The following is a 14,002-nucleotide window of genomic DNA, read 5'->3' on the forward strand; positions in this document are numbered from 1 at the left end:
CTGAGTGATTCAGGTCTTTTGATTATTTTTCTTTTTGATCTTTGTGATCTTTTTTATTTTTCTTTTTACGTCCGTTGCGGCCAAGTCCTAGACCTGTTACCGATACGGTAAAGCCTGCGATGTTGATGGTTTCTTCAATCTTGCCCTTGCCTACTTCATCTTCATTAGAAAGGTTAATTGGCATCTTGTGTTTAGAGCCAGTACCTTCTGCTTGGTTGGCAACAGGTGCTTCAAAATCATCACCAGGACCATAGGTTGTTGGGCCGTCATGAGATTCAGAAGCTTCTTCGACTTGGTCAAGCACTTCTAAATCTTGAACATCTTCAACGACAATGTCATCTGCCTTATCTTCCTTAGGCTTACCGTTAATATCGCCTGTAAGTGGGATATAGACAACTGTTTCTTCGAGATTACGTTGTCCAACTGTCTTACCTTCAACTTTATCCTTGTCAGCACTGTAGCCTTCTACTTCAGGTGTGACAACTGTTTCAAACTGACCTTTATTTGAAGTCCAGTAGCTTGAACCGAGTTCTTCACCTGTCACCTTATCAATGGTCAAACTACGTGTCCATTGAGCGGTTTGAATGTTATTGGCTGGAAGGTCTGCTTGGCCATCACTTGATTCGTAGAGAACTGTGAAGGTGACATCTTTGATATAGTTTTCACGTTCTGGCCATTTAGCACCGTCTGGATCTGCTGGGTTGATTGGTTTCCCAGCTTCTTGGATGTTATCTGGGCCTACTTGAACAGTACCATGACGAAGGGTAACCATGAAGTTTTGGTCAACGTGTGAATCGCCATCAAAGATAACGCCGTTAGTGAAACCATCTGCAAGGAGGGTGTACCCACGATCGCTGTAGTACTTGATACGTTCGATTGTTGAGTAATCAATCACTTCGCCTGATTTACCAAGCAAGTCGACAACTTCAAGTTTCTTACGTGTTGTACCATCAACATAGGTCACTGTAGCTTTTTGAGCATCTTTAAGATAAGTAACCACTTCCAGAAGTTCAGGTGTTTCTACAGCAACATCCGTCATTCCAGCGATTTCCATACGGTCTGGTGTAAATCCAACAACTTCTGGTGAAGGAACTGCTGAGAAGCCTGTTTGCATGCTTGACCATGCTTCATAATTGATTGCACCTGTCACAAGGTTAACATTAGCCAAACGTTTGAAATTAAGAACTTCAACATAATCGTCACTTGCCAATCCGCCTTCTTCAAAGACATACTGAATAGTACGTGTTACATCAGCATGGTTTTCGAGTGACTCAACACTATTTGGCCAAACTGGGCTATTGACATCATTTGCATCGACGACTTCACCGGCAACTGGTGCTGGCATGTCTGGGTCTACAAGAACCAAACGTTCACGAAGAACCACTTCGAAGACTTGATCAAAGTCAGAATCACCATTATAAGTGTGGTCAAAGGCTTCTGCAAAGCCATCGTTGACGAGCTCATAACCTCGTTTAAGCAAGTTGGCGATTTGTTCATCAGTAGAGTAGTCAATCTTCTCACCTGAGCTTCCGATGACTTCATCACGTGACAACTCTGACTTGTCCATTTCATTCATGTAAAGGATAAGAGCTCTTTGTTCATCCTTAGCATAAACCACAGTGGTGTCTTGACCTGGATGTTCTGGCGTGATAAAGGCCTTTTCAGAGATATAACCAAATACATCTGGAACAACAGTTTCCATAGCCATGGTTGGATCTTCAGGATCGTTGTTGTAGCTTGGTGTAGAGGCGTTTTCAATTGGTGTACCATTCTCATCAACTGGAATAATCTTACCGAGTTCGGTATAAGTAACAGTATCTTCAACTTCTGGGAGGTCAGGTCTAACTTCCAAACCACCAGCTTGACGTTTATCTGCAAAGAAGCCTTCAACAACTGGGACCTCTACAACATCATAAGTGAAGCTGTCTTGATCCCATGTGCTCGTTTCTTCCACTTGGTTAAATTTACCATGGAAGCTGAAGCTGTCTTGGATATTGATAACAGGATCCTTGTAACCTGCACCTTGGAAGGTAACCGTTTGTTTGGTATCTTGAGTAATATCTTCCAAGATTGGCTCATAAACCAAGGTTTGGTCAAGACTGAGGTCAATAGGCAAGACCAATGCACTCTCAGCTTGGTAACCCGCAAGCTCTGGTGCCAATGTCTCAATAACTTGCGTAGCATCCTTAGGATCATTGGCAAAAGGAACAGGCTCTGCATCTGCGATTGGATTTCCAAAGGTATCAACAGGAATGATTCTACCAAGTTCTTTATAGGTAACATTATCTGTAGCCTCTGGTTTATCAGGTGTTACCACCTGCATACCGGCAACTGCCTTGTCAGCATAATAACCTTCAATCACAGGAACAGTGACCTTAGCAAAGGTATGGCTGTCTTGGTCCCAAGTATAAGTATCTTCTGCCTGATTATATTTACCAGTGAAGCTGAATTCAGACTGGATATTAACAGACGGTGTGGCTGCGCCAGCTCCCTTGAAGAAGACGGTTTGCAAGGTTGGTTGCGTCACATCTTCAAGGATTGGAGCGTATTCAATGAGAATATCATCTGTCAAATTTTCAGGAAGAACACTCTCTTGGACTGGACGATAGCCAGGAATATGAGGCACAAGTGTCTCACTAACCTTAGTTGGGTTGTTGGCATCATTGTTAAAGGTTGGCGTTGGAACGTTCGGAATCAAGCGTCCGTTGGCATCAATAGGAATAATCTTACCAAGTGGCATGTAGGTAACAGTTTCTTCCATATTGTCTTCTGTTACATCTCTACCTTCAACGTCCACCTTATCGGCAAAATAACCTAAAACAACTGGTGCGTAGATGTCATAATATTTTGTTTTGTTTGGTGACCATTCAGTCTCATCGACAAGTTCTCCTGAGACCTTGTCAAAGGTAAGGGTACGTACCCAATAAGCCTTTTGAACATCAGCTTCTGGGAGATTGGCATTCCCATCCGTACTTCTGTAAAAGACCGTAAAGCTTACTTCTTTTTCGTAAGCATATTTAGATGGCCACTTAGGTCCATTTGGATTATTTGGATTGATTGGGGTATCTGGAACTTGATCATGATCAGGCCCTACTTTCGCAACATCGTGTTGCAAAAGAACGAACCATTCTTGATCATCGATGTCTTTATCATCAAAAATGGCATCTTTAGGGAAATCATCCTGAATCAAGCCATATCCCATATCCTTGAAAGTCTGAATACGTGTTGCTGTCCCGTATTCAATAGCTTCACCTAATTCACCGGTCAATTGGTCACTAACCAAGTAAGCACCGGTTGTTTCATCAATATAGGTGATGCTGGCTTTCTTAAAAATTTTACGATACACAACCGGAGTATCGACTCCTGGTTTGTTCGGTACTACACTTTTAATATCTGTCATATAATCTTGAACAGCTGGTGTTGCTGTCTCACCCGCCTTTCGTGGATCTTTATTGTTATTGTTATACTGCTTAGTCAAAGCACCTGGAATATAGTCACCATCTTCAGTGACTGGGATAATGCGTCCCAATTTCTTATAGGTCACATGTTCCGTTACCGTCGGCACATAAGGTGTCACGACGTTAAAGCCTGCTTCTTTTTGGTCAGCGAAATAGCCCTGGACAAGCGGTACTGATATCTTAGGATAGGTAAAGCTGTCCTTGTCCCATTCAATTAAGCCAGTCTTAGCATCTCTAGTCCCTGTAAACACATGATTTTCCATGACTTCAGGGTCTGGTGTCTTAGAACCTGCTCCTTGAAAAATAATTTCTTGTTTAGATGAAATACTTACTGTTGCACTACCATCATGATTATCAAAGAAGGCTTCGTCTGCTCTGGCTCTGGCAAAGTCTAAATGAGAAGGGGCACTGTGGTTAGGGTGACGCTTATTACTAGTCAACAACATAGAAAGATCTATCGTATCAACTAGATCAGTGTCTGTTGAACCGTGTGCAATATGCTCTTCGGCAGTTTTGGCCTTGGCCGCTGCCTCAGTCGCATTTTCCCTATAGGCTCTCAAAGATACTCCCCCTTTCCTCTTTTATAAGAAATAAAATCATATACTTGTTAACTTCTCATCGAAATCTTCTTCTATGAAGATTTCATTTTCCCTCAGAGAAAACAACAAGCCTTTATCAAAGATTAAAATTTTCAATATCTTTTATATATACTATAATACGAGAATGGATTTTTTACAAGTAAGGTGTAAGAACTTTAATCATTTTAACCACTAAGTGAAAAAATAGCGTCTTAATGTGCAGAATCTATCAAATAACTTATGAAAGTGGCATGAAAATGAGATTACACCAACGACTTAAATGGCGAGTTTTTAATGGATTAATGCTTTTAAAGTGATCCTTTTTTAAGAAACTCACTATCACCTAAAATACCATTCATCATCCTTGGGGATGAATACCTTAATAGTCTTAATACAAGCCATGCCCGCATCTCTACAAGGAGACTGCAAGAAATAACTAGCATTACTATTTAGTATAAAGTGACTTTTGGGCTTCGTCAATAGAATGTCATCAATTAATGACAATCTCTATTTTTATAGTTTTATTGCATTTAAGTGCTAGCCACAGATCTCTTTTTAATAGTTATGACGTCTAGACTGAGGGGAATCTAACTCTCTTATCTGCAGGTAAGAGCACTCTTTTCGATTTAGGATTAACTTTAGGTCAGTATTTTTTCATCTGATTACGCCATGAAAACCGAGACTTCTGTCTCGGTTTCGATAGCTTGAAAATGATTAGATTTGGATTTGGCCTCGGCCTTCACCATCAAAGTAAATCCACCAACCTGAGCTGATTTCAACCCAACGATTAACTGCCATTTCACCTGAATTTGGATCATAATAACGAATGACACCATTTACACGGACCAAATGACCTTTGACTTGTTTTCCATCATTATCAAAGAGGAGGTTTTGACCATTGATGTTGACCATGCCTTTGACAGCATTACCATTACCATCGAAGTAATACCAGCTACCATTAACTTCTTGGAAACGATTGCGATAAAGATCTCCTGAGTTGGCATCATAGTAGCGAAGGTTGCCATCAACATTCACCAAAGCCCCTTTGACTTGATGACCATTCTGATCAAAGTAGAGGGTTTGACCATTGATGTTTTGTGAACCTGTTACGGCAGCACCATCATTGTTAAAGTAAGCCCAAACACCTGGTTCAACTTCAGCGAATCGGTTGCGTGCCATTTCACCTGAATTGGCATCAAAGTAACGAGTAACACCATCAACCTGAGCTGTACGACCTTTGACTTGAACACCATTGTTATCAAAGAAGAGTTCTTGACCGTTGATGTTTTGACGACCAGTCACACGTTTACCATTACCATCGTAGTATGCCCAAACGTTGTTACCGATTTGGACAAATTGGTTACGGCCAGAGGTGTTATTATCTGGTTTTGGTTCTGGTTTTGGACTTGGTTTACCGGTTTGACTCATGATACCATTTTCATCATAGTAGAAGACTTGACCTCTACGGTTTTGACGATAGCCATCACGCAATTGCACCCCATTAGCAAGGAAGAAGTATTGTTTGCCATTGATAGTCTTTTCACCGATCGCCATACGGCCTGTGTTATCAAAGTAGTAAACATTGCCATCATTATCTTTGATAAAGGCATTTCTAGCACGTTGACCATCGTTGTAACGATAGTAAACGCTGCCCCAGCTCTTTTCGAACCTACCGCTACCATCACCATTTTGGTTGTCATTGTTCGTTGATTGGTTGCTTCCTACTACTTTTGGAAGGCTAACTTTACCACCATTGGTTCCATAGTAACCGCTAAGACCATTCTTGAGGACATACTCTGATCCACGGTCAAGAATATTGGTACCATTCATATATTTAGCAGACCATTTTGTAATCTTCTCATCGGTTGTCAAGCGTTTACCAGTAGAGATTTGAACACGGTCAAAGATTTGTGGGTAAAGACGTTTTAATTCGTCAAGGTAGGCACCACCATATTTACCTTGGTAATCATTACCAAAAGTACGTGTTTTAGCAACATAAAGGCTATGGTCGATGATGGCACCATCTTTAGTTTCTCCGTAGTTATTAACACGAGTTGCTGTAACAACTTCATCTCCTGGAAGGTTGTAGATTTGGTCTGGCACCCAGTCAGCGATGGCTGAGATACCTACAGCATGAAGTGATTTAAGAGCTGCTTTCAAGTCTGCCAATGAACCATACTTGTTGGCCTTACTCATACCAATGTCATAACGGTCTGAGAAGGCATAGCCATTTTGAATAACTGAGTCAAGGAAGGTACCGTCATCACTTGAAACGTATTGTGGAGCAAATTCAAATGATGTGATTCCCCATTTCTTGAAGAGGTTAGCATTTTCAGCAATCTTCTTGTTAGTGTATTGTGATGGGTCTTGGACGAAGTCTTGGAAGTTTGAGAAGCCTTCGTAGATGACTTGTGAATCCAAGGCAGCTGAAGAATCATAGACCAAACCACTGCTATTCTTAGATTTGCTTGCTGCCACACGCACGTCTTGATTTTCAGAAGCACCTAATGGTACCCAAACGGCTAAATAGCCATCAACTTGAGCATTACGAACACCACTGATTTCACCTGGATTGAAGGTCAAATAACCATTAGCATCAGTATACTTCACAATACCGTTAGCATCGCCATCATTCAAGTAAGAGGCAACACCATTGGAGGTTGTCAAAAGCAACGGACGATAGGCTTGGTTTCTGTGAGCTGCACCCATGTTGATTGTCAAATTGCTATTCAAACGAAGGGCAGGTTGGTTGGAAAGAATGACAGCCATCCCTTGGTTACGAGTTTCAGCAGTACCAGCATCTGAAGCGTTGTTCGCTCCTTTACCGTAACGGACTGATGTTAAGACACCAGAAGCATCCCAACCATTGGTATTTCCTGAACCTACGTAACTCATCTTCATGTCTTGACCACCAGCCGCATAACGAATACGAGCTTGCAAGAGCGTAGAAATAGCATCATGATATGGTGATTTTTGGGCCATGTATTGACCGTCATCAGTGTACAAATCACCATAATAAACACGAGGAACAGTGTCCTTATTCGTTAACATGAAGGCATAAGCAGATGGAATATTGTACTGTGTATATCTCTTATTGGCACTTCGCATATCCGCATTGTAGATTTTGAAGGCTTTCTTCATTTCATCAAGAGTGAAGGTATTCCCAGTTGATTGTGGGTTGATTTCATTTTTGATGATTTGGCCAATTACTGATTGAACTTCTGAGTCGTGGGCACGAACAAAAGTATAGTTAGCCATACGTTTTGTATTTTTCTTACTTTCTGAACGGTCATTCAGACTATTGGTAATAAGTGGTTCAAGACCTGAACGGTTCCCAATTGGGCGTAGGAAAGAAAATACCATGGCTAAACGCAATGGATCATCCATTGGTAATTGGGCACCTTTAGTATCTTCATTGTAGTATGCATCATTATGAGACCAGGCTTCAAGAATAGAAAGGTGCTTGATGGCTTCCTCTTCGCTCTTTTCAACACCATACTTAGCTTTGAAATAATCTGAAGCAATTTGAAGAAGGTCGGCATTGACATTATCCACAGCATCGACACGAACACCATCAAAGTTTTCATCAGAGTTACCACCTGTAAGGGTACCAATGTTCATGATATAGTGAAGCCAGTTTAATTGTTCAGCTTGAACGGCTGGGTTCGAATTGTCAATATCGTTTGCTAGAAGAAATTCAAAACCACCTGATGAATTATCTTTAAAGTAGCGACGTGTGCCATCTTGTTGCGTCGGTGTGCGGTTCAAGAAGCGATAATCTGAATTAGCATAACTTGTGCGATTACTGTTGTTGTAAAGAAGGGCACCGCCTTGCAAGTGGTCGCTATTATCAAGGTTCTCAGAAGTTGAGTTCCATCCAGGTTGTGTTTTGACAAAATTTTTGATGGTAGTGCGCAACCAGTCCGTGTTTCCTTCACGCGCAATACGTTCTTCGATACGTTTTTGCACTTCAAGGGCTGCTTGGTCCATCTGTGTTTGTGAACTATATGAGGTAAAGGTTTGGTTTGTTCCCAACCCTTCTTCTCTCATGTAGTTGAGGTAGCTGGCTTGGATAGCCTTGCTTGGCCACCAAACAGTCAGTAATGGACGTTTGTCATTTTCAGTTGAGGCTGTCCACTCTTTACCGTCTTTCAAAATTTCTTTAGGACGGTACCATGTGTTGGCAGTGAAGTAACCATCAACGAGTTCGATATCTTTTTCAGTTGTACCATAAAAGGCGTTCTTATCACCATTTACAGTAACATTTGTGTTGGTTGTGCTATCAGCTGCTGAACCAGTGCCACCATTTTTATCGAAACGATAGTCTTTTTGGTTAGACAATTCACCAGTTTCGGCATTAAAGTATTGGCTACCGCCGTTACGTTCAAGGACATAGTTCTTACGAACAGTACCGTCATCTTCAACATAGTATTCTTTACCATTGATGGTCTTGATGTGGCTTGGACCGTCAGCAACAACATTATTTGTGGCTGGAAGATCATTATTGACAACTGTAACAGTATTATTGCCGTTATTGGCAATGTTTGTGTTGCCATTAACTGGTGTGGCACGGCGGCCTCCTGAAGGACCACGACGAGTCCCCGTTGCCGCACGACGTTCACGTGTCGCTGCTTGATCCGTAACTGCTCTTGTGTCAGTTGCTGTATTGGCTGCACGGTCTGTCGTAGCAGCTGGTGTTGTTGGATCTACTGCACGATCCGTACCAACTGGGGTAGCCGTATCAACCGCACGATCCGTACCAACTGGGGTAGCCGTATCAACCGCACGGTCCGTAACAGTTGGTGCAGTTGTATCTACTGCATTGGTTGCTGCTGTGTTAGTTGTATCCGTTGTCAAAGCAAATGTTGCTACTGGTGCTGCTTGGTCAGTAGTGACATCATTTGTTGTCGCAACTACTGCTGTTGGATCTTGAGTTGTTGCTGTATCATTAGATACAGTACCCGTGTCAACAGTAATATCGGGGATGGCTACGCTAGCATCCGTGTGTTCGTCGGCCTGAACGACACCGTCGTTAGTCCCTAAAGAAACAGCTGAGACCGCACCTACTGACAATCCTGCCACGGCGATGGTTACCCATTGTTTCTTAACTTTGTGCATTTTATAATGTACTTTTTTGTCCATATAAAAAGACTCCTTTTTCCCATTAATAGCTTAATTCTAAAACATTGAAAGCATTTTTTCAATAAAATCTGATGAATTTTCATAATTTTTAGAAAAGTCACTTCAATTTTTTAAGACAATTAGTTAGAAATGAGCATTTTGAAATAGAAAATCAGCCATTTTGTTTGTACTTAAAGAGAAATAAAGGATGATACTACCGCTATTTAAAATGACTATTGATAAACCATCAATTTTAATACTTAGACAAGAAAATCTAATGAAAAATGGCCAAATCCTTAAGGCTTTCTCTCCCCAAAACTCAAAAAACATCACCCTGGTCGACCCCTTAGGTCACTAAAGATGGTGTCTTTTTTAGGGGAACTTCTCATAGAAAGAGTAAATTCTAACTATCTAAGCTATTCAATCCCAAGCAAGGCATAACAAAAAGTAGATTAGGACCTGACCCTAATCTACTTTTATTTTAGATATTGAATGTTAGCTCATAAGTCTAATAAGTTTTCCAAATGCGTAACGGCATCTGCAAAGTTATCTACGACGTAAGTTGCTACTTCTTTGACGACCTCTGGGGCATGTGACATACAGTAAGAGATGTCTGCCACCTCAAACATGGAGATGTCATTACCTGAATCACCAAATGCTACAACTGGTTGATAATGCCTTTTTAAAAGCTCTAATCCGCTTCCCTTAGAAACCCCTTTGGCAGTCACTTCTATACGAGTGCTCCCTGATTGATAAAATTCTAAATTAGGAAAACGAGCTTTAAGTTCTGGGACATAGGTCTCAGCCTTGTCCGCCTCTGGTCGAAGGTTAAATTTGTAAAGACAACGTTGGCGAACATTTTCATAAAGATTGTCCATACAGAGGATGGGCATATTCCATAAACGACGCTTATCCTCATGATTAAAGTTTCCAACTCTTTCCTGATTATCTAGAGCATCGAAAGTAATTGATTCTTCCTTGAGATATTTCAATAAGTTATCAACATCCGTTGGAGGTAACGTTTTCGAAAATACAACCTGATCCTTCTCAGTAACGACTGCACCGTTATAGCCAATAGCACAGACCACATTAAGGTGATTACGTTCAGCAATATAAGTAATTTCCTTAACAGAGCGTCCTGTCGCAATGGCAAAATCACTATAGGCAGACAATTTTTCATAAGCCTGCAAATCTTCTGGATGGATTTGAATGGAATTTTTGACAAAAGTTCCATCTAAATCCGTCACACATAAGATGTTATGTGTCATAGCTACTCCTCTAAACCTAAAATATCTTGAATCCCATTTTAAGAACATTGGCATAAGCACCGTAAATGGACTGCATTTGCATACCATTTTCCGCAAAACCAAGGGATTCGTATTTTTTGATAATCGTGTCTTTGTCCACTAGTGACTTGTCTTTGACACCCACGCTTGAGGTGTCTTTCACTTAACTAAGTATTCAATGACTTATTTAGAAAGCTACAAATTAATAATCTTCACTCTCTTCGTCATCTTTCTTACGTTTGACAAGAAAGGCAAGACCTGTTGCCGTTGCCAAAGCACCTAAAGCAAAAGCTGCCGATGATTCTTCCTCACCAGTTTTAGGAAGAGCTTGGCTACCGTGCTTATGCTTAGGATCTTTAACTTCAGAAGATGATGCTGAAGTAGTCATTGAAGCAGATAATGAAGTGCTTGCTGATTCACTCATTGAAGTTGAGACACTTACTGAAGCGGAAACGCTGCTTGAAGCACTTGCTGACTCACTGAGTGATGTGGATTCACTTGCTGATTCTGAAGCACTCATTGAATCTGAAATTGAGGCACTTGCGCTTTGTGATTCAGAGACTGACGTTGAGACGGATTGACTCGCTGAAACTGAGGCACTGGTACTTGCACTTTCTGATTCTGAGACGCTCAATGAAGCGGAAATTGATTGGCTCGTTGAAATTGAGGCGCTCGTGCTTTGCGATTCAGAGACTGACGTTGAGACGGATTGACTCGCTGAAACTGAGGCACTGGTACTTACTGACTCACTGAGTGATGTTGATTCGCTGAGTGAGACTGAAGCTGAAATGCTAGTTGAAGCACTTGCTGACTCTGAGGCACTAATTGAATCTGAAACCGATTGGCTCATTGAAACTGAGGCGCTTGTACTTGCACTTTCTGATTCCGATACGCTCAATGAACCTGAAACTGATTGGCTCGTTGAAATTGAAGCGCTTGTGCTTTGTGATTCAAAAACTGACGTTGAGACGGATTGACTCGTTGAAACAGAAGCACTGGTACTTGCACTTGCTGATTCCGATACGCTCAATGAATTAGAAACTGAGGCGCTTGTGCTTGCACTTTCTGATTCTGAGACGCTCAATGAACCGGAAATTGATTGACTCGTTGAAACTGAGGCACTGGTACTTACTGACTCACTTAGTGACGTTGATTCACTGAGTGAGACTGAAGCACTTAATGAAGCGGAAACGCTACTTGAAGCACTTGCTGACTCACTGAGTGATGTGGATTCACTTGCTGATTCTGAAGCACTCATTGAATCTGAAATTGAGGCACTTGCGCTTTGTGATTCAGAGACTGACGTTGAGACGGATTGACTCGCTGAAACTGAGGCACTGGTACTTGCACTTTCTGATTCTGAGACGCTCAATGAAGCGGAAATTGATTGGCTCGTTGAAATTGAGGCGCTCGTGCTTTGCGATTCAGAGACTGACGTTGAGACGGATTGACTCGCTGAAACTGAGGCACTGGTACTTACTGACTCACTGAGTGATGTTGATTCGCTGAGTGAGACTGAAGCTGAAATGCTAGTTGAAGCACTTGCTGACTCTGAGGCACTAATTGAATCTGAAACCGATTGGCTCATTGAAACTGAGGCGCTTGTACTTGCACTTTCTGATTCCGATACGCTCAATGAACCTGAAACTGATTGGCTCGTTGAAATTGAAGCGCTTGTGCTTTGTGATTCAAAAACTGACGTTGAGACGGATTGACTCGTTGAAACTGAAGCACTGGTACTTGATGACTCACTAAGTGACGTGGATTCACTGATTGAGACTGAAGCACTTAATGACGATGACAATGAGTTTGATACTGACTGGCTCGTTGATACTGAGGCACTTACCGACGCTGAAACAGAAGTTGAGACGGATTGACTCGTTGAAACAGAAGCACTGGTACTTGATGACTCACTAAGTGACATTGATTCACTGATTGAGACTGAAGCAGAAACGCTACTTGAAGCACTTGCTGACTCTGAGACGCTCAATGAACCGGAAATTGATTGGCTCGTTGAGATTGAAACGCTTGTGCTTTGTGATTCAAAAACTGACGTTGAGACGGACTGGCTCGCTGATACTGAGGCACTTGTACTTGATGACTCACTGAGTGACATTGATTCACTGGTTGAGACTGACGCACTTAATGACGATGATAATGAGTTTGATACTGACTGACTCGTTGATACTGAGGCACTGGTACTTGCTGACTCGCTTAGTGAAGTTGATTCGCTTGACGAAACTGACGCACTTAATGAACCAGATGTACTCAACGATGTCGAAGCAGACATTGAGAGTGACTCACTTGTAGAAATAAAGCTTGATGCTGATTTCGAAATAGAATCAACTGTCGAAAGGATGGTAGAAATTGACGCACTAAATGCTTGCGATAAGCTTTCAAAAGCCGAAACACTCAATGAAGAAACTACTGAATTTGAAACAGATTGACTTGTTGAAACTGACGCACTCTCTGACGATGAAAGAGAGTTAGATTCGGATTGAGATTCAGATACCGATGCACTTTCTGACGCTGAAAGAGAGTTGGATTCCGATTGTGACTCAGACACTGACGCACTTTCTGATGCTGAAAGAGAATTGGATTCAGACTGAGATTCAGACACTGAAGCACTCTCTGACGCTGAAATCGAGTTGGATTCCGATTGAGACTCAGATACTGACGCACTTTCTGACGATGAAAGTGAATTTGATTCAGACTGAGATTCAGACACTGAAGCACTCTCTGACGCTGAAAGGGAGTTAGATTCCGATTGGAATTCAGATACTGAAGAACTCAATGATGTACTTTGAGAGTTCGATACTGATTCACTCGTTGAAACCGAAGTACTCAAGAAGATACTAAACGAGTTTGATACAGACTGACTCGTTGAAACTGAAGTACTCAAGGAGGTACTTAACGAGTTCGATACGGATTCACTGGTTGAGACTGAAGAACTCAATGATGAACTCAAAGAATTCGATACAGATTGACTTGTTGAGACTGAAGCGCTCAAAGATGAACTCAAAGAATTTGAAGCTGATTGACTTGTTGAAACCGAAGAACTCAATGATGTGCTTAACGAGTTTGATAAAGACTGACTCGTTGAAACCGAAATACTCAAGGAAGCACTTAACGAGTTTGATACGGACTGGCTCGTTGAAACCGAAGTACTCAAGGATGTACTCAAGGAATTCGATACGGATTCACTCGTTGAAACCGAAGAACTCAATGATGTACTCAACGAGTTTGATAAAGATTGACTCGTTGAAACCGAAGTACTCAAAGATGTGCTTAACGAGTTTGATAAAGACTGACTTGTTGAGACCGAAGTACTCAAGGATGTACTCAAAGAATTCGATACGGACTGGCTTGTTGAGACTGAAGCGCTCAGCAATGTACTCAAAGAATTCGATACAGATTGGCTTGTTGAGACTGAAGCGCTCAAAGATGTACTCAAGGAATTCGATACAGACTGACTTGTTGAAACTGAAGCGCTCAAAGATGTACTCAAGGAATTCGATACAGACTGACTTGTTGAAACTGAAGCGCTCAAAGATGTACT

Annotated in this window: 5 protein-coding genes and 1 pseudogene; all 6 read right to left on the reverse strand. The window is 41.6% G+C overall.

What is annotated here, in order from left to right; translation table 11 throughout:
• Nucleotides 1–22: 22 nt before the first annotated feature.
• Nucleotides 23–4,018, reverse strand: a complete 3,996-nt coding sequence (locus tag QRD39_RS01425) for a mucin-binding protein (protein WP_285955400.1) — start codon at nucleotides 4,016–4,018, stop codon at nucleotides 23–25.
• Nucleotides 4,019–4,750: 732 nt separating this feature from the next.
• Nucleotides 4,751–9,178, reverse strand: coding sequence for a glycoside hydrolase family 70 protein (locus tag QRD39_RS01430; protein ID WP_285955401.1), 4,428 nt, complete (start codon nucleotides 9,176–9,178; stop codon nucleotides 4,751–4,753).
• A gap of 479 nt (nucleotides 9,179–9,657) precedes the next feature.
• Nucleotides 9,658–10,425, reverse strand: a complete 768-nt coding sequence (locus tag QRD39_RS01435; RefSeq protein WP_285955402.1) for a Cof-type HAD-IIB family hydrolase — start codon at nucleotides 10,423–10,425, stop codon at nucleotides 9,658–9,660.
• 2 nt (nucleotides 10,426–10,427) lie between these two features.
• Nucleotides 10,428–10,588 (reverse strand): annotated as a pseudogene (locus QRD39_RS01440) (PTS sugar transporter subunit IIB); the annotation flags it as partial.
• A gap of 57 nt (nucleotides 10,589–10,645) precedes the next feature.
• Nucleotides 10,646–13,615 (reverse strand): LPXTG cell wall anchor domain-containing protein, encoded by a 2,970-nt coding sequence (locus tag QRD39_RS01445; protein ID WP_434556756.1) that lies wholly within the window; start codon nucleotides 13,613–13,615, stop codon nucleotides 10,646–10,648.
• 28 nt (nucleotides 13,616–13,643) lie between these two features.
• On the reverse strand, nucleotides 13,644–14,002 hold a 359-nt coding region (locus QRD39_RS10155), incomplete at its 5' end, for a hypothetical protein (RefSeq protein WP_434556757.1).

The sequence above is a fragment of the Streptococcus raffinosi genome (assembly GCF_030284685.1).
GTDB lineage: Bacteria > Bacillota > Bacilli > Lactobacillales > Streptococcaceae > Streptococcus > Streptococcus raffinosi.